This window comes from Kribbella sp. NPDC050241 (genome assembly GCF_044459685.1).
In the GTDB taxonomy this organism is placed as follows: Bacteria; Actinomycetota; Actinomycetes; order Propionibacteriales; family Kribbellaceae; genus Kribbella.
Window position 1 is genome coordinate 222,889 of the sequence record NZ_JBITJE010000008.1, and the last position, 17,032, is coordinate 239,920.

The 17,032-nt window shown below is 67.7% G+C and carries 14 protein-coding genes; 11 read left to right on the top strand and 3 right to left on the bottom strand.

Annotated features, from left to right (window positions below; all coding sequences use genetic code 11):
* Positions 1–3 precede the first annotated feature (3 nt).
* The 5 genes from ACIBG5_RS32010 to ACIBG5_RS32030 are packed head-to-tail and all read left to right on the top strand — an operon-like array spanning position 4 to position 6,149.
* A complete protein-coding gene (locus tag ACIBG5_RS32010; RefSeq protein WP_360441076.1) occupies positions 4–924 on the top strand; it encodes a sugar ABC transporter permease in 921 nt (306 codons plus the stop codon).
* Positions 914–1,807 (top strand): carbohydrate ABC transporter permease, encoded by an 894-nt coding sequence (locus ACIBG5_RS32015; protein ID WP_360441079.1) that lies wholly within the window; start codon positions 914–916, stop codon positions 1,805–1,807. The genes ACIBG5_RS32010 and ACIBG5_RS32015 overlap by 11 nt, the downstream gene beginning before the upstream one ends.
* A complete protein-coding gene (locus ACIBG5_RS32020) occupies positions 1,804–2,532 on the top strand; it encodes an SDR family NAD(P)-dependent oxidoreductase (protein WP_396395238.1) in 729 nt (242 codons plus the stop codon). The genes ACIBG5_RS32015 and ACIBG5_RS32020 overlap by 4 nt, the downstream gene beginning before the upstream one ends.
* Before the next feature lie 31 nt (positions 2,533–2,563).
* Positions 2,564–4,153 (top strand): arylsulfatase, encoded by a 1,590-nt coding sequence (locus ACIBG5_RS32025; RefSeq protein ID WP_396395239.1) that lies wholly within the window; start codon positions 2,564–2,566, stop codon positions 4,151–4,153.
* Positions 4,154–4,166: 13 nt separating this feature from the next.
* A complete protein-coding gene (locus tag ACIBG5_RS32030) occupies positions 4,167–6,149 on the top strand; it encodes a hypothetical protein (protein WP_396395240.1) in 1,983 nt (660 codons plus the stop codon).
* A gap of 1 nt (position 6,150) precedes the next feature.
* Here the strand turns inward: ACIBG5_RS32030 and ACIBG5_RS32035 are convergent, their stop codons facing one another.
* Positions 6,151–7,368 (bottom strand): ROK family protein, encoded by a 1,218-nt coding sequence (locus ACIBG5_RS32035; protein ID WP_396395241.1) that lies wholly within the window; start codon positions 7,366–7,368, stop codon positions 6,151–6,153.
* Between the two features lie 108 nt (positions 7,369–7,476).
* On the opposite strand from ACIBG5_RS32035, the gene ACIBG5_RS32040 reads away from it, so the two are divergent.
* Together ACIBG5_RS32040 and ACIBG5_RS32045 are read left to right on the top strand one after the other, a co-directional pair.
* Positions 7,477–8,982 carry an alpha-L-arabinofuranosidase C-terminal domain-containing protein gene (locus ACIBG5_RS32040; protein ID WP_396395242.1) on the top strand — a complete coding sequence of 502 codons (1,506 nt, stop codon included), beginning with the start codon at positions 7,477–7,479 and terminating at the stop codon, positions 8,980–8,982.
* 152 nt (positions 8,983–9,134) lie between these two features.
* Positions 9,135–9,626 carry a hypothetical protein gene (locus ACIBG5_RS32045; RefSeq protein WP_396395243.1) on the top strand — a complete coding sequence of 164 codons (492 nt, stop codon included), beginning with the start codon at positions 9,135–9,137 and terminating at the stop codon, positions 9,624–9,626.
* Here the strand turns inward: ACIBG5_RS32045 and ACIBG5_RS32050 are convergent.
* Both ACIBG5_RS32050 and ACIBG5_RS32055 read right to left on the bottom strand, forming a co-directional pair.
* Positions 9,606–11,039: a sulfatase gene (locus ACIBG5_RS32050; protein ID WP_396395244.1), complete on the bottom strand. Its 1,434-nt coding sequence runs from the start codon at positions 11,037–11,039 to the stop codon at positions 9,606–9,608. The two genes, ACIBG5_RS32045 and ACIBG5_RS32050, sit on opposite strands and share 21 nt — an antisense overlap.
* On the bottom strand, positions 11,036–12,037 hold the full coding sequence (locus ACIBG5_RS32055) for a LacI family DNA-binding transcriptional regulator (RefSeq protein WP_396395245.1): 1,002 nt from the start codon (positions 12,035–12,037) through the stop codon (positions 11,036–11,038). Before ACIBG5_RS32055 ends, ACIBG5_RS32050 begins: the two co-directional genes overlap by 4 nt.
* Before the next feature lie 155 nt (positions 12,038–12,192).
* On the opposite strand from ACIBG5_RS32055, the gene ACIBG5_RS32060 reads away from it, so the two are divergent.
* Genes ACIBG5_RS32060 through ACIBG5_RS32075 form a run of 4 tightly spaced genes read left to right on the top strand, consistent with a single transcriptional unit; the run spans position 12,193 to position 16,963 of the window.
* On the top strand, positions 12,193–13,641 hold the full coding sequence (locus tag ACIBG5_RS32060; protein WP_396395246.1) for an ABC transporter substrate-binding protein: 1,449 nt from the start codon (positions 12,193–12,195) through the stop codon (positions 13,639–13,641).
* A 15-nt stretch (positions 13,642–13,656) separates the two neighbouring features.
* Positions 13,657–14,637 (top strand): carbohydrate ABC transporter permease, encoded by a 981-nt coding sequence (locus ACIBG5_RS32065; protein WP_396395247.1) that lies wholly within the window; start codon positions 13,657–13,659, stop codon positions 14,635–14,637.
* The gene (locus tag ACIBG5_RS32070) at positions 14,634–15,515 is read left to right on the top strand and encodes a carbohydrate ABC transporter permease (RefSeq protein WP_360441112.1); all 882 of its coding nucleotides are present in this window, start codon (positions 14,634–14,636) and stop codon (positions 15,513–15,515) included. The genes ACIBG5_RS32065 and ACIBG5_RS32070 overlap by 4 nt, the downstream gene beginning before the upstream one ends.
* Positions 15,512–16,963 (top strand): sulfatase, encoded by a 1,452-nt coding sequence (locus ACIBG5_RS32075; RefSeq protein ID WP_396395248.1) that lies wholly within the window; start codon positions 15,512–15,514, stop codon positions 16,961–16,963. The genes ACIBG5_RS32070 and ACIBG5_RS32075 overlap by 4 nt, the downstream gene beginning before the upstream one ends.
* Positions 16,964–17,032: the final 69 nt, after the last annotated feature.

Genomic DNA, 17,032 nt, shown 5'->3' on the forward strand with positions numbered 1-17,032 from the left:
TCCATGGCAATCACCTATCCGACGATCCGCGGCGAGCGGAAGCGTCGTACCCGATACCAGAACGGCTGGGCGCTGGCCTTCCTGGCACCGTGGCTGGTGGGCTTCCTGGCGTTCACCGCAGGTCCGATGCTGATGTCGCTGTATCTCGCCTTCACCGACTACGACTTGCTGTCGGCACCGAAGTGGATCGGCGCAGGCAACTTCAGCCGGATGTTCGGTGCCGATCCGCTGTTCCTGCAGTCCCTGAAGGTGACCGCGATCTATGTCTTCGTCGGTACGCCGCTCAGTCTGGCCTTCGCCCTCGCGGTCGCGGTGGTCCTGAACCGGGGACTGCGCGGCCTCGACTTCTATCGCTCGGCCATCTACCTCCCGTCGCTGTTCGGTGGCAGCGTGGCGATCGCGGTGCTGTGGCGGAAGGTCTTCAACGGCGACGGCCTGGTCAACCAGGTGCTGGCCCTCGTCGGCATCCACGGTCCGTCCTGGATCTCCGAACCGCACACCGCGCTGGGCACGTTGATCGCCCTCGAGGTGTGGCAGTTCGGCGCCCCGATGGTGATCTTCCTGGCCGGGCTCCGGCAGATACCGCGGGAGTTCTACGAAGCCGCCCAGGTCGACGGCGCGAGCCGGTGGCGCCAGTTCTGGAGCATCACGATGCCGTTGCTGAGCCCGATCCTGTTCTTCAATCTCACCCTGCAACTGATCCGGTCGTTCCAGGCGTTCGCGCCGGCGTTCATCATCAGCGACGGTTCGGGCGGGCCGGCCGACTCCACGCTCTTCTACTCCCTTTACCTCTATCAGGAGGGGTTCGTGAACTTCGACATGGGCTACGCCGCGGCGATGGCCTGGATGCTGGTGCTGCTGGCCGGCGCGGTCGTCGCGGTCAACTTCATCTTCAGCCGGTACTGGGTGCACTATGGCGACTGAACGACTCGCCGCGATCCGGGACGACGCCGACAGCCGTGTGGCCGTCCGCCGCTGGGCGCCGGGACGGCGCCTGCTCGCCCACTTCGCGCTCATCGTGGTCACGCTCGTCATGCTCTATCCGCTGGTGTGGATGGTGGCGAGCTCCTTCAAACCGACCGACGAGATCTTCTCCCAGCCCGGGCTGATTCCGCGGCACCTGCAGCCGTCGAACTACGCCGAGGGCTGGCGGGGAGTGTCCACGGCGTTCAGCATCTTCCTCGAGAACTCACTGCTGATCTCGCTGTTCGCCATCGTCGGGAACGTGATCTCGTGCAGCCTCGCCGCGTTCGCGTTCGCGCGTCTCAACTTCATCGGGCGGCGGATCGCCTACGCGACGATGCTGGTGACGCTGATGCTGCCGACCCACGTCACGCTGGTGCCGCAGTACATCTTGTTCAACAAGCTGGGCTGGGTGAACACGTTCTACCCCCTGTTCGTGCCGCACTTCTTCGCCGTCGACGCGTTCTTCGTGCTGTTGATGGTGCAGTTCATCCGGTCGCTGCCACGGGAGCTGGACGAGGCCGCCCGGCTGGACGGCTGCAATCCGTGGAAGACGTACCGCTACATTGTGTTCCCGTTGCTGCGGCCGGCGTTGGTCACCACGATCATCTTCACGTTCATCTGGACCTACAACGACTTCTTCAAGCAGCTCATCTACCTCAACGACGTCGAGCTGTTCACCGTACCGCTCGGGCTACGCCAGTTCCTCGACTCGACCGGCGACTCGTCCTGGGGACCGATGCTTGCCATGAGCACCGTTGCACTCCTCCCGCCGCTCGTCCTGTTCATCACGTTCCAGCGGCGGATCGTCGACGGAGTCGCCACCTCGGGCCTGAAGGGATGAGATCCGTTGCACTGGTGACCGGCGCGGGTGGCGGCATCGGCTCCGCGGTCGCCTCGACTCTCGCGGCGAGCGGCTGGGCGGTGGTGGGCGTCGACCTGGTGGAGCGGCCTGCCTGCCTCACGGCTGCGGGAGCGGTCGAGTGGGTCGTGGGTGACGTCCGCGACGAGACGAGCATCGGCCGCGCGGTCGAGTCCGCGGCTCGTCTGGGCCGTCTGAGTGGCTTGGTCACGGCGACCTTGTCTGAGCATCGTGGAGCGCTGGCGAGTCTCGACCGGCGTGCCCTCACGGAGGTGTACGACGTGCAGGTCGCCGCGGCATGGGCTTGGAGTACGGCGGTCGCCGATGCGGCGTCGGGCGACGGATCGATCGTCCACATCTCCAGCGTGCATGCGCAGCGGGCAGCGCCCGGCATGGCGGCGTACGCGCTGGGCAAGGCCGCTCTGGACGCCCTGGTCCGGGCCGGCGCGGTGGAGTGGGGCCGGCAGGGTGTGCGCTGCAACGCCGTTCTTCCGGGATTCGTTCCGGTGCAGCGGAACAAGGAGCGCTGGTCCGATCCGAGTGCTGCCGAAAGCCTGCTGGCAGAGCATCCACTCGGCCGTTTCGTCACCGCCGAGGACGTGGCGCAGGTCGTTGCCTTCCTCCTCGGACCGTATGCCCGAGGTGTGACAGGGGTGTCGCTCCCGGTCGACGGAGGAATGCTCGCCACGTTGCCACGGTGGGCCTGATGCGAACACGTGAAGCTCTTGGAGGCCTTGCATGGAAACGAATGTCCTCATCATCCTCGTCGATGACATGGGGTACTCCGACATCGGCTGCTACGGCGGCGAGATCGGTACGCCGAACATCGACCGGCTCGCCGAGAACGGCGCCCGTCTGACGAACTTCTACAACACCGCCCGCTGCAGCCCTTCGCGCGCGTCGCTGCTGACCGGTCTGCACCCACACCAGACCGGCGTCGCCGAGCTGGTGAACGACGACGGTCCTGGTGGCTATCCAGGCAGCCTCGGCGATCGGTGCGCCACGCTGGCCGAGACCTTCCGCGCCGCCGGATACCACACGCACATGACCGGCAAGTGGCACTTGTCCAACGAACGCGAGCAGCCGGATCAGAGCTGGCCGACGCGTCGTGGGTTCGAGCGCTTCTGGGGGACGATCAGCGGCGCCGGCAGCTACTTCCAGACCACCACGTTGCACGACGGCGAGACGCCCGTACCGCTGTCCGAGCTCGGGCCGGACTTCTACTACACCGACGAGATCGGTTCGCATGCGGCGGCGGCGATCCGCGACGCGGCCGAAGGTGAGCGCCCGTTCTTCGGGTACGTCGCCTTCACCGCGCCGCACTGGCCGCTGCACGCGAAGGAGTCCGATCTGGCCGAGACCCGCGGCCTCTTCAACGAGGGCTGGGACGTCCTGCGGACCCGCCGTCGTCAGCGCCAGCTCGATGCCGGGATCTGCGCGGACGACGCGACGCTCGACCGCCGCGATCCAGCCGTTCCGGCGTGGACGGACGAACCGGAACAGAAGTGGCAGCTCGAACGGATGGAGGCGTACGCCGCGCAGGTGCGTGCCATGGACCGAGCCGTCGGCACGATTCTCACCGCGCTGGAAGAGACCGGACAGGCCGGCAACTCGATCGTGCTCTTCCTGTCCGACAACGGTGGCTGCGCCGAGGAGCTCCGCAGCGATCCCGAGGGCGCGGCGCGGTTCCGGCAGCACCATCTGATCATCCCGCCCAGCGCACCTGACGGTACGCCGATGCGCGTGGGCAACTCGCCCGACATCCGTCCGGGAACCGCGGACACCTACACCAGCTACGGTCAGGCTTGGGCGAATCTCTCGAACACGCCGTTCCGTCTGTACAAGCGGTGGGTGCACGAAGGCGGTATCGCGACCCCGCTGATCGTGTCGTGGCCGGACGGGGGCCTGTCTGACGGTGTGATCGACGCGCCGCACCAGCTGACCGACATCGCGCCGACGTTGCTAAAGGCAACCGGTGTGCCGCCGCTCGCCGAGCGCGACGGGCACGCGATGCCCGCGTTGCCAGGTGTCAGCATGCTCGAGCTGCTCCGCGGTGGCGAGGCCGAACACCACGATCTCTGCTGGGAACACATCGGCAACGCGGCGATCCGTTCCGATCGCTGGAAGCTCGTCCGCGAGTACGAAGGACCGTGGGAGCTGTACGACCTGCTGGCCGACCGGAGCGAGAGCAACAACCTCGCCGGCGCGCAGCCGGAACGCGTCAAGGAGCTGGCGAGTCGCTGGCAGACCTGGGCGAACACGGTCGGGGTCATTCCGTACGCCGACGTGCTCGCCGCCCGCGCCGCGATGCCGACCCAGCCGGCCTGACGGAGGTGCGGACATGAGAAGAACGACAGGGGCGATCGCCGTCGTACTGGTCGCCGCCGGACTGACCCAGGCTGCCGCCCGACCGCCGAGCGGGGTGGAGATCCGGGTCGATCGGGCGCCGCTGGTGATGGCGGACGGAACGCCCGCGCCGAAGATCGAGCCGGCAATCTTCGGTGCGAATGCTCGGTGGATCGACGACGAGCTCGGTGCCTGGGATCCGGCGACGCACGGTCCGGCGGCCGGGTTCGCCGACGCGGCCGCGGCGGCGCGGCTCGACCTGATCCGCTATCCGGGTGGGACGGTCGCGAACTTCTTCGACTTCAAGTCGGCGATCGGCCCGGTGGGGCAGCGTGGGTGCCAGACGTCCGGCGGCTTCGCGGCGGTGCGCTTCGGCGCGATTCCCGGTGCGCGGAACCGGTTCGGGCCGAACGAGGAGGAGGCCCTGGTCTCGGCGATCGGCGCGAAGACCATGGTCATGGTGCCGTCGATCAACCAGACGTCGGCGGATGCGGCCGACTATGTCGAGTACATGAACTCGCCCAGCGACGGTACGGCGACCAACCCCAACGACGGCACTGACTGGGCGGAAGTACGTGCTGCCAACGGCCATCCGGCGCCGTACGGGATCAGGATCTGGGAGTACGGCAACGAGCCGTTTCTCGACGGTCAGCGCTACTGGCGCGACGAGGATCAGCAGGTCAGGGTGAAGCAGTTCATCGAGGGCGGGTGGAGTCGGCAGACGGCCGCATCGGTGACCAACCAGAACGACGACGGGCTGTTCACGGGCTGCGATCTGGTCAACCGGCGGACCGGTACGGGCGCGGCCGATCAGACCTACCGAACGCGGTACCGGCCGATCGCCTTGCCTGCGGACGCGACAGCCGAGTCCGGCCCGATCGCGGAACCGGTGCTGACCGTGGACGGAGCGCGATGGACGCGGGTGGATTCACTGGCGACCGCCGGACCGAGCGATCAGGTGTACCGCATCGGAACGGCTGACGGCACGGTCAGCTTCGGCGACGGGGTCCACGGTGCGGTGCCGCCGAAGGACGCCGGGCTGAGCATCGAGTACACCACCGGCCGTCAGGACGGCTTCCTCGACTTCGTCCGCGCGATGAAGGCGGTCGATCCGAAGATCACGGTCTGCTCCGGCTGGGGCAAGGCGGAGTTCGTCGATGCCATGGGCAACCGCCCGTACGACTGCCTGGGCATCCACTCCTACACCGATCAGCGGGGCGGTGACGCCGACGGCGCGTACACGCCGACCGAGCTCTATCAGCGCCTGATGAGCGTGAGCGACGCTCCGACCCAGGAGCTGACCGAGCTGCGTCGGCAACTCGGCCGGTACTTCCCGGACCCGCGCAAGCGGCCCGCGCTCGCTGTCACGGAGTACGGCACCATCAGCCAGAACGGTCCGACCGGAGTCAGTACGCCGGGCAACTTCACGGCGATGCAGATGCACAACGTGTACGAGACCGCATTGCTGATCGGTCAGATCACCAACGGCGTACGACTGTCGATCAACTCGAACCTCAACGGCGGACCGAACGCCGATCCGCCGAAGCGGGACTGGGGCAACATCCTCGGGTCTCCGCCAGGCTTCGGCGTCACCGGACGCGCGCTGTCCCTCACGCTCGCCGCGCCGATGATCGGCGCCGCGCCGCGGAAGGTGACGATGACGGGCAACCCGGTGCCGGCCGGCCAGGGCTACTCGGCCGTGGTGGCCGCCGCGACCCGGACGAACGACGGCGTTCAGTTGCTGGTCGTCAACCGGAGCCTCGACCAGGCGGTCCCGATCACGGTCGATCCGGGCGGCGATTCGGCGGTGAAGTTGGCGTGGCGTACCACCGTGACCGACGACGACATCACGGCGTACAACAACGACGTGATGCAGCCGGTGCAGCGGACGACGACACCTCTGCGGGCGAAGGGGCAGAAGGTCGATGCCGAGCTGCCGCCGCACTCGGCGAACCTGATCGAGCTGAGGTATCGCTGAGTCAGCTTGCGGTGGCGGTCAGCGCCGGGACGAAGGCCTCGGGGGAGCGGTAGACGGCGTCCAGCATGATCGCGCCGGCGGCGATGGCCAGGGCGTGTGGTCCGAACGCGCTCGCCAGGATCCGCGCCGTGGCCGTGGTAGCGCCGCCGCCCCGACTGGCTGCGAGCCTGTCCTGCGCGGCGTCGCGGACGACCGCGACGTGGTCGACCGGGGCGCTGACCCCGCCGCCGATGACGACGAGCTCGGGATCGAGGAGCTCGATCAGGGTGGCGGTCGCCGTCCCGACCACGCCGGCGCGATCTTGGAGCAGCCGCCGAGCCTGCGGATTGCCGGAGACCGCCAGGGCGAAGACGTCGTAGACCTCCTGATCGTCCGTGATCAGGCCGGCGGCGCGGGCCCGGCGGGCGGTTTCGAGGTCTCCGGCGACCATGGCGAAGCAGCGCCGGCTGCCACAGATACAGGTCTGGCCGGATCGGCCGGCGACCGGCAGGTGATCCAGCCCGCCCGCGGCCGAGTGCGCTCCCCGGTACGGCGAGCCGTTGAACACGAAGCCGGCACCGACGACGTTGCCGACGAACAGGTGGATGAAGTTGTCCACGCCGGCCGCCGCCCCGAACCAGTGCTCAGCGAGCGCCAGCGCCCGCACCTGCGAATCGACCAGCACCGGCAGGCCTACCAGGTCATGGAGCGCCTCCGCCAGCGGGGCCTCCTGCCACCCCAGCACCGGCTGGCTGTGCACCTGTCCGCTCGAGCTGTCGACCCAGCCACCAGTGCTCGCGCCGACGCCGAGAACAGTCAGGCCGTGACTGTCGATCATCTTCCGCACCGATCGGGCCGCGCCCCGGAGCAAGGGTCTGAGGTTCGTCGTGCGCTCGGTCGCCGGGAGCTCGGCGACGAGTTGTCCGCGCAGATCGATCAGGCAGGTGTTGATCCGGTGCAGGCCGAAGTGCACGCCGATGACGCCGTACGTGGACTCGTCGATGGCGACCGGGACCTTCGGGCGGCCCATCCCACGCGTCGTGGGCTCCGCGGCTTCCTTGACCAGCCCCGCCCGTGCGAGGGCACCGGTGAGCCTGGTCACCGACCCGGTCGACATCCCGATGGCGGACGCGAGATCCGTGCGGGCTGTCGGTCCGGACCGCATGAGCTCACGCATGATCGTCGAGTAGTTCTGCTGCCGGACATCGCTGAGCTGGGCAGAACGCATGAGCTCTTTCATGCCGTCGGTTCTAGCACTGCCTGACGGCCTGGGCCAACTGTTGACACGCTGGCGCGGTGAATTTATCTTCAAGACAGAGATAAGTCGACGAAGGGACTGACGCCGGTGATGCCAGCGACGTTCAAGCTGCGGGGAACTGTCAACGGGACGATCCGGCCGGAGATCTACGGACAGTTCCTGTCCCGCCGTCGCTGGGTGGCCGACGAGGCCCTGCACAATCCCGGTCATCCTGACGCGGACGAGTCGGGTTTGCGACGGTCCGTCGTCGACGCGATCAGCGAGCTCGGGGCGCCTGTCGTCCGCTGGCCGGGTGGGTGCACCGGGACGTCGTACGAGTGGGAGCGCGGGGTCGGTCCGAGCGAGCAGCGCGCGCGGACGGTCGACTGGCACTTCGGGTACGACGTCGGCAACGGCTTCGGTACGGCGGAGTTCGTCGCGTACTGCCGGCGGATCGGTGCCGAGCCGCAGATCAACCTGACGACCGGGACCGGGTCTCTGCGCGAGGCGCTCGCCTGGGTCGAGTACTGCAACGGCACCGGCGACTCGGTGTGGGCCAACCTGCGACGCTCGCATGGGTACGACGAGCCTTTCGGTGTGCGCTACTGGCAGATCGGCAATGAGGAGTGGGGGGCGTGGGAGCTCGGACAGGTGGGTCCGCGGGAGAACGCCGTACGCTGCCGCGAATGGGCCAAGGCGATCAAGCGTCTGGACCCGGAGCTGAAGGTGCTCGCGATCGGCTGCTTCGAGCCGTCGCAGGCACTCGACTGGAATCTCGCTCTGCTGCGTGAGGCGTGGGATCACATCGACTACCTGACGCTCCACACGTACTGGCCGTTCGATCCGGACGCTGACGGCGGGGACTACGAGCGTGTCCTCAGCGGTCCGTACCGCACGGAGAGCGCGATCGTCGCGATCCAGGGACTCGTGGACCTGGTGGCGCGGGAGAAGCCCGGTACGCCGAAGCCGGAGTTGGCCTTCACCGAGTGGAACTGCGCGGACGCGACCCGGTTCGAGATGAGTCCGAAGTGGCGCCCGACCGACACGCGCTACCGAACGGTCGACGCGCTCGCGGTCGGATCGTTCCTCAACGTCATGCAGCGGCAGGCCGGCAGCGTCACGTTGGCGAACTTCGCCCAGACCATCAACGTCGTGGGAGCTCTGGTTGTCACCGACGAGGAGTTGGTTCGCGAGACCGTCTACTGGCCCCTGTGGATGCAGCGCCGGTACAGCGGTGGGATCTCGCTTGCCGGCGACACCAGCTGTTCGAACGTCGCCGGTGAATCGCTCGAACGTACGGCGATCGAACTGCCGGCCGTCGACGTGAGCGCCTCGACGGATCGGGGCGAAACGACTGTGTGGTTGTCAGTGGTCAACCGGGATCGCCACCAGTCCGTGCGCCTGTCCGTCGAGCTAGGACAGCCGCTCGCGACCACCGTGGTGCGAGTCCGTCAACTGCACACGGAGGATCCGCTGGACCGCAACAGCCTGGCCGAGCCGGACCGCGTCGCTCCGCGGTCGGACGAGGTCAAGCTGGACGACGACCTTGCCCTGGTCCTGCCGCCAAGCTCCTACTCGATCATCGAGCTGACCACGACCGCGCCTGTCCTTGCGTGAAGTAGCCCTCCCCGAGGCGGAGTTGCCTTCGTGTACGTCCTCGGGCGTACATCGGGTGCCGCCGCCGAGCCGATGCGGGAGCACGGTGGTTCAACCGACTCTTGGATGGATGCGACGCGGTCCCGCGTCGCCCACCGGAAAGGAGGAGGATCATGAATCAGCATCACGTCAGCCGGCGCTTCCCGGCCACGGATCTGCCGACGTGGCTGATGCTTCTGCTGGTCGCGCTCGCGGTGCCGCGGACGGTCCTGGAGGACCTGGGCATCGTCGAACCGGAAGGCTCGTTGTTCTACTACTTCCTCGCCTTGGTGCCGTTCGCGGTCTGGCTGGTCGTGGCGGTCGTACGCAGGAGTCGTCGCCCGTTCCTGGACTTCCTGATGGTCGGCGTCCTCTACGCGCTGTCGCTGGTGCTTGTCCACCAAGTGCTGTGGAACGTCGGGCCCTCGCTCGGCCACAACCCGCCCGCCGGCGCGGTCGCTTTGGCCGACCACTTCAGCGCAGGCTGGCAGGACCTCGCATTGCGTGGGTACACCACGGGCATCGCCTTGATGATCGGCATCGGTTCGGGGCTGGTCGTCGGCATCGTTGCTCTGGGCGCCAACGCCTGGAAGTCGAAGCGTCGGTCACGCGCGAACGTCGCGTGATGCGAGCCAAGACTCCAGTTCGCTGTGAAGCTTCTGGCAGGTCGCCGCATGTTCCGGGCGACCTGCCAGATCGTTGAGTTCGAACGGATCGGTCGACAGGTCGAAGAGCTGGATCGTGCCATCGGCCAGGGACAGGAGCTTCCACCGGTCGGACCGGATCATCCGGCGTACGCCGGCTTGGGTCACCTCGTTGACGGTGTCGATCGCCACCCGCCCGTCTGGTCCCCGTCGCACACCAGGGGTCCGATCGCCGAGGTCTTCCTCGCGGTACGGCGGTCCGTGGCCCTGCTCGACGTACACGCTCGAGAAGCCGCTCGTCTGATCCGGATCGCGCAGGAGCGGAACGAGGCTGCGTCCTTGGACGCCGGACGGGATGGGCGCGCCGATGAGCTCGCAGATCGTCGGAAGGACGTCGGAGATCGACACGTGAGCGGAGCTGGGACGCGGATCCGGAGGGACACCCGGACCGTGGAACACCATCGGGATCCGGGCGAGTACTTCGGGAAGTCCGGGGCCCTTGCGCATCAGGCCGTACTCGCCGGCGAAGTCGCCGTGATCGGCCAGGTGCACGAACAGCGTCGTCGCGAGGCGGCCGGTCCGCTCGAGGTGGGCCACGAGCCTCGTCAGTTGGTCGTCGACGAGCCGGAGCATGCCGACGTAGTTCGCGCGGGCCCGGGCCATGACGTCCGGCTCGGCCTCACCGCTCTGCTCGGCGAGCTTGCCCGCGTAGCGCCAACTGAAGTCGCGTTCTGCCAGGACTTCGGAGGTCGTCGCCGCGGGTGGCACCGTGTCGGGTCCGTAGGTGGAGAAGTAGGGCTCGGGCACCTGATAGGGAACGTGCGGTTCGGGAATCGACAACCAGAGGAACGAACGGTCGTCCGGACCGGCGGTGTCCAGCCAGCTGATCGCCTCGTCGACGATACGAGCCGGCAGCTGGTGCTCGAGCGGGAACGGGCTGGGGGTTGTCGTCGTACCGGGATGAGCGCGCAACCAGTCGTCGAACCCGCGGTCGGTGCCCGTCGCGGCGGTCGGCGGCACGCGACCGAAATGGCTGAACTCGATCCAGTGATCGAGCCGCTCGGGCGTCAAGTGGGAGTGGTTCTTGCCTACGAGCGCAGTCCGGAATCCGGCGGCGTTCAGTACGTCGATGAGGTCGTCGCCGCGGGCCGGATCGTCGTACCCGGTGTTGCCAAGAATTCCGTGTGCACTGGGAAACCGGCCGGTGAGGAGACTGATGCGGGCGGGGACGCAGAGCGGTGTCGTGGTGTAGGCGCGGTCGAACCAGCGGCCACTGGTGGCCAGGCTGTCGAGGGTGGGAGTGCAGTCGCTGGGGAATCCTTCCCGCGCCGTGAGGTCCGCTCGCTGCTGGTCTGTCATCACCAGGACGATGTCTCTGGGCGTCGGGGCAGTCATCCTTCGGTGCTCTCCCGGACCTCGAGGTGGAACCCGGCGATGAACTCACGGGGTGCGGACGAGAAGCTTCCCTTCAGGCGGTCGGCGAGCAGGCCGACCGCGGTTTCGGCGATGTGCCGCTTGTCGGGCGCGACGGAGGTGAGGCTGGGCCGGCTGAACCGGCTCTCGGCGATGTCGTCGATGCCGACCACCGCGATGTCGTCCGGCACCCGCACGCCGTGGTCGTGCAGCGCTCGGAGCGCACCGTGGGCCAGCAGGTCGTTCGAGCAGAACAGCGCGTCGGGCGGCCGGCTCAGGGCCAGCAGGCGACCGACTGCCTCTACGCCGCTCTCGTGGCGCCAGCGTCGCTGCGGCACGACGAGCCGCGCCGACGGCCGGTGACCGGCGGCGACGAGGGCGTCGTGGTACCCCTCGTACCGGCCGCGGGAGACGGCATCACCGCTGGCAGTGGCGCCGATGGCGGCGATCCGGGTCCGGCCAAGGTCGATCAGGTGTTCGGTGGCGGCGCGGGCCGCCGCGTAGCTGTCGATGGCCACCCGGTCCGCGACTCTCGTCAGCCGCTCACCGAGCAGGACCATCGGCGTGGTGTCCGTCCGGGCGGCGAAGTCGTCAGCGCTCAGCCGGCCGGGCACGAACAGCAGCCCGTCGATTAGATGCGACCGGATCCCTTGCAGGACAAGGCGTTCGCGATCCGGGTCGGCATCGGTCTGATCGATCAGCACGGTCCAGCCGTAGCCCTCGGCGGCCTTCACGACCAGCTCGGCCAGCTCCGCGAAGTACGGGTTCCCGATCTCCGGTACGGCGAGCGCGATCACGCCTGACCTGCCGTGGCGCAGATTCCGGGCCGAGACGTTGGGACGGTAGCCGAGCTCCTCGATGACCCGCTCGACCCGATCCCTGGTCTCGGATCCGACCCGGCCGGTGCCGTTGACGACGTTCGACACCGTCTTGATCGAGACGCCGGCGCGCGCCGCGACGTCGCTCAGTGTCGCTGCCATCGGCACCTCCCATCACGCTGGATCGTCGCACCGAACGATACAACGTTAGATCGCCCCGACCCGCATACGGCAGCGGATTCCCGACCAAACTCTGTACATCTGGCGCGGTTTCTTGGTACAACGTTGTACCGCCCACCGCTCCTCGAGGAGGACTCATGATCAACAGACGAAGGTTCCTCGGCGCATCCGCCGGCGGCGTGCTCGGCGCGCTCGCCGCGAGTGCCTGCAGCACCGCCCCGAGCGGTGGTCAGGCCGCCGGCGCGAAGTCGCTGCGCGTGTGGGACCACTTCCAGCCCCGGGAAGACCTGCACAAGAAGCTGTTCGCGGATTTCCAGAAATCGTCCGGGACCGCGGTGGAATACACCGTCTACAACCCCAACCAGCAGGGCCAGGCGCTGCAGTTGGCGTTCGGGAGCAAGCAACTTCCGGACATCTTCACCACGGCCGGTGTGAAGTTGCCGCAGGCCCGGTTGCGCAAGGACGGCTGGATCGCTCCCATCCAGCTCACCAAGGAAGACCTCGCCGCGATGCCGCAGGACGCGTTCCTGAACGGCTTCACGCACTTCGACGACAAGCTCTACTCGCTGCCGATGGTGAGTTTCCGGCAGTACGGAACGCTGACCTGGTACAACGTGGAACTCGCCGAGAAGGCCGGGCTGGACCCGGACCGTGACCTGGCCACCTGGGACGGGTTCCGGGCGGCGGCCGCCAAGATGGAGTCGGCCGGCGGCGACGGCGTCTCCGGCTGGATCGCACCGTTGCAGTTCGCGGAGCGGATGGGGGAGCACGTCTCCGATCTGGCCATGGCGGCCGGTGGCTCCGGCGCCACCGACCCCCGCACCGGCGAATACTCCTACGCCACGGACCCGTATGTGCATGCCATCGAGTTCCTGGTCTCGCTGAAGAAGGACGGCCTGCTCTTCCCGGCGTCGTCGTCGCTGGACGCCCGGACGGCGCGGGCCCGCTGGTCGACCGGAGTGGCCGGCTTGTTCTTCGACGGCCCGTGGAACATCGGAGTGGTCAAGGACCAGTTCAAACCGTTCGTGGACAAGGTCGGCGTCACCTCGATGCCGTCGGCCGAAGCCGGCCGGCCGATCTTCGTCTACAACCCGCCGAAGGCCGGCGACTACTGCTTCGCGGCCACGTCCAAGCAGCCCGAGGCGGCCGCCGAGTTGCTGAAGTTGTTCACCACCAAGGAGGTCATGCTCGCCGAGACCGAGCAGATGGACGGGATGCCGGTCGATCTGTCCCTGGTGGACAAGGCGAACGTCCACCCGACGTACAAGACGGCGGCCGCGATCTTCGCCCGTCAGATCAAGTTGCGGCCCGCACCCGAGGTCCGCAATCCGGGGATCAGCGAGGTGGTCGCGGAGATGAAGCAGGTCCAGCCGGACCTGGGTTCGATCGTCCAGGGCGTGCTGAGCGGTCAGTTGCCGGATGCCCGCAAGGCGCTCACGGACCTCGACCGCAAGCTGACCGCGGAGCGCGAGCGAGCCGTCAAGGCGGTCGCGGCCAAGGGAGTCAAGGTCGCGGCCGGCGACTGGGCGTTCGACAACTGGACCCCTGGTCAGGACTACGGCCGGGACAAGTACAAGACGTCGTGAGGATGGGAAGAACCTGTGGCTGTCACCGTTGTCCCCGACGCGCCGCCGGAACGCCGCAGCGGCTCGGCGCGCCGTACCTCGATGAACGGCAGAGGTCCGCGACTGGGCCGTAACCGGCTCTGGGTGTGGCTGTTCCTGACCCCGACCATCGTCCTGTACGGCGTCTACACCGTCTATCCGGTCGTCGCGAGCTACTGGTACTCGTTCGTCGAGTGGAACGGCTTCGATGCCGCGAAGACCTGGGTAGGACTGGCGAACTACCGCGCGGTGGTCGCCGATCCACTGTTCTGGAACTCGTTCAAGATCACCGTGCTGTTCATGGTGGCGGTGGTGCCGGTGAAGGTTCTGCTGACGTTGTTGCTGGCGCTGGTGCTCAACTCGCCGAAGCTGCCGCTGCGGACGTTGTTCCGGACGGCGTTCTTCCTGCCGGTGGTGACCACGACCGCGATCGTCGGCGTGGTGATGCAGTTCGTCTTCGACCCCGCCTCCGGTCCGGTGAACGTCGTACTGCGCAAGCTCGGTGTCGTTGCTGACGGCATCAACTTCCTGGGCGACCCGAAGGCGGCGTTGTGGACGGTGGTCGGGGTCTACATCTGGAAGTGGTTCGGCGTCACGCTGATCTACTGGCTCGCGGCCCTGCAGACGGTGCCCGACGAGGTCTATGAGGCCGCCGCCATCGACGGCGCCGGACCGTGGGGGCTGCTCCGGCACGTAACGCTGCCCCTGCTGAAGCCGTTCGCGGTGATCATCACGTTGCTGACGCTGGAGAGCACCCTGAAGATCTTCGACCTGATGCTCACGATGACCAACGGCGGCCCGTTCTACGCCACCGAGGTGGTGGAGATCTACATCTACCGCTGGGCGTTCGCGGCCACCGTTCCCCAGTTGGGCTTCGCCTCGGCCGCTGCCGTGGTGTTCGGGTTGTTCGTCGGGCTGATCGGCGTACTGCAACTGGTCGGGATCCGGGCTGCCAGGAAAGCGAGGAGTGAGCGATGACGGACGTCCTTGCCGGCCGCGGGCGCGGCAACCGGTGGAGTTCCGGCCGGATCCTGCGCAGGCTGCCCTGGTGGGGAGCGGCCGTCGTGATCGGGATCGGCGGGCTGCTCTGGATCTACCCGTTCCTGTGGATGCTCGGTGCGTCGCTGAAGGACCCGCTCGAGGTGTTCACCTCCGGCCTGTCACTGCTGCCGAAGCACGCCGAGTGGGGCAACTACGGCCGGGCCTGGGGTGACGCCGGGTTCGGCAGGTACCTGGTCAACACCGTCGTGGTCACGGTGACGACCGTGGTGCTGGTCGTCCTGCGGTGCGCGATGGCGGGCTACGTCCTGGCCAGGCACCAGTTCTTCGGCCGGAAGATCGTGATGGGCATCCTGATCGCCACGCTGTTCGTGCCGACCGGATACACGATCATCCCGGTGGTCGAGGTCTCCCAGCGACTCGGGCTGCTCAACTCCCTGACCGGGATGGTGCTGGCGCTGTCCGGCGGCGCCCACGTGGCGTCGGTACTGCTGTACCTCGGCTACTTCCGGCAGTTGCCGCGCGAGCTCGAGGAGTCCGCCGTCATCGACGGCGCCGGGTTCCTCAGCATCTTCGGGCGGATCATGCTGCCGTTGGCCAATCCGGTCACCGCCACCGTCACGCTGCTCACGTTCCTGGGCACCTGGAACGCGTTCTTCCTGCCGCTGGTGTTCACGTTCTCGCGGCCGGACCTGCGGACCCTGAGTGTCGGCATGCTCGCGTTCGTCGGCGAGAATTCGACCGACTGGTCCGGCATGGCCGCGGCCGCATCCATCTCGCTGCTGCCGGTGGTCGTGCTGTTCGTCGTACTCCAACGCTACTTCGTCGAGGGAATCGCAGGAGCCATCAAGTCATGACCCTTCCCAGCACCCGAACCGACCGGCCGAACATCCTGCTGATCTGCACGGACCAGCAGCGCTATGACACGATCGGGGCCTACGGCAACGAGCATGTGCGGACCCCGAATCTGGACCGGCTGGCCGGCGACGGCGTCCTGTTCGAGAACTGCTACGTCCAGAACCCGGTCTGCTCGCCGTCGCGCGCATCGCTGATGACCTCGAGGTATCCGCACGCCCACGGTCTGTGGGCCAACGGCGTCCAGCTGCCCGATCACGAGCAGTTCTTCACCAAGGCGCTCGCGGACGACGGGTATGACTGCGGACTCGTCGGCAAGCTGCACCTGTCGGCCTGCAAGGGCGGCCGGCTGGAGCCGCGGCACGACGACGGGTTCCGCGTCTTCCGATGGGCGCACGATCCGTACCCGGGCTCGTCGGAGAACCAATACCACCGCTGGCTGAAAACGGCCTTCCCGGACCTGTACGCCGAGGCACCCGGCAGATCCGGATTCGACAACCTGCCGACCGAGGCGCACTACAGCCGGTGGATCGGCAACGAGACGATCGACTTCCTCCAGTCGTCGCGGGACCGGTCGAAGCCGTTCTGCTTCGTCGCCAACTTCTTCGACCCGCACCATGGTTTCGGTGCGCCGAAGGAGTACCTCGAGCGCTACCAGCCGGACGAGCTGCCGCGACCGGTGACGCGAGACGGTGAGCTGGACGGGAAGCCGCCGATCCTGACCGAGGCGTCGAAGGAGTCGTACGGCGGTCACGCGCGCGGCTACCTCTCGTACAGCGCGGACGAGCTGCAGCAGGTCAAGGCGGCGTACTGGGCGATGGTCAGCCTGGTGGACGACGAGGTCGGCCGGATCCTGGCGGCGCTCGAGGCGGAAGGCCTCGCGGACGACACCATTGTGGTGTTCACCAGTGACCACGGCGAGATGCTCGGCGATCACCAGCTGATGCTCAAGGGCCCGATGATGTACGACTGCGCCGTACGCGTCCCCCTGATCGTGCGGTGGCCGGGGCAACTGCCGGCGGGGGAGCGGCGATCCGAGCTGGTGCAGTGGATCGACCTGGCGCCGACGTTCCTGGAAGCAGCCGGTGCTTCGCCGCTACCCCGCGGTCAAGGCACGAGCCTGCTGCCGCTGGCTCGTGGCGAGCAGGACGCGGTCACCCGTGGCTGGGCACTCTGCGAGTACCGCAACAGCGGCCACCCGTACGACCCCGCCGTACACACGACCATGCTGCGCACCGGCCAATGGAAGATCGTCGTTTACCACGGCCTGCCCGCCACGGACCGCGACCGAACCGGCGAGCTCTACGACCTGGCGGCCGACCCCCAAGAGCTGAACAACCTCTGGGACAACCCTGACCACGCATCCGAGCGCCTGCGACTCCAGGAAATGCTCATCGACGTACTGGTAGCCACCGAAGACCGCAGCCAGCCCCGCTTGGACCACTTCTGACCTGGATTGGCCGCGGGTTGACTGGAGCGGGAGACTGGGGGCATCTACGATGCGGATGAGGCAACCACA

Excerpts from the sequence above, each read along its gene's own strand:
- ACIBG5_RS32010 (WP_360441076.1), top strand. The coding sequence starts at position 4 with ATGGCAATCACCTATCCGACGATCCGCGGCGAGCGGAAGCGTCGTACC.
- ACIBG5_RS32015 (WP_360441079.1), top strand. The coding sequence starts at position 914 with ATGGCGACTGAACGACTCGCCGCGATCCGGGACGACGCCGACAGCCGT.
- ACIBG5_RS32020 (WP_396395238.1), top strand. The coding sequence starts at position 1,804 with ATGAGATCCGTTGCACTGGTGACCGGCGCGGGTGGCGGCATCGGCTCC.
- ACIBG5_RS32025 (WP_396395239.1), top strand. The coding sequence starts at position 2,564 with ATGGAAACGAATGTCCTCATCATCCTCGTCGATGACATGGGGTACTCC.
- ACIBG5_RS32030 (WP_396395240.1), top strand. The coding sequence starts at position 4,167 with ATGAGAAGAACGACAGGGGCGATCGCCGTCGTACTGGTCGCCGCCGGA.
- ACIBG5_RS32035 (WP_396395241.1), bottom strand. The coding sequence starts at position 7,368 with ATGAAAGAGCTCATGCGTTCTGCCCAGCTCAGCGATGTCCGGCAGCAG.
- ACIBG5_RS32040 (WP_396395242.1), top strand. The coding sequence starts at position 7,477 with ATGCCAGCGACGTTCAAGCTGCGGGGAACTGTCAACGGGACGATCCGG.
- ACIBG5_RS32045 (WP_396395243.1), top strand. The coding sequence starts at position 9,135 with ATGAATCAGCATCACGTCAGCCGGCGCTTCCCGGCCACGGATCTGCCG.
- ACIBG5_RS32050 (WP_396395244.1), bottom strand. The coding sequence starts at position 11,039 with ATGACTGCCCCGACGCCCAGAGACATCGTCCTGGTGATGACAGACCAG.
- ACIBG5_RS32055 (WP_396395245.1), bottom strand. The coding sequence starts at position 12,037 with ATGGCAGCGACACTGAGCGACGTCGCGGCGCGCGCCGGCGTCTCGATC.
- ACIBG5_RS32060 (WP_396395246.1), top strand. The coding sequence starts at position 12,193 with ATGATCAACAGACGAAGGTTCCTCGGCGCATCCGCCGGCGGCGTGCTC.
- ACIBG5_RS32070 (WP_360441112.1), top strand. The coding sequence starts at position 14,634 with ATGACGGACGTCCTTGCCGGCCGCGGGCGCGGCAACCGGTGGAGTTCC.
- ACIBG5_RS32075 (WP_396395248.1), top strand. The coding sequence starts at position 15,512 with ATGACCCTTCCCAGCACCCGAACCGACCGGCCGAACATCCTGCTGATC.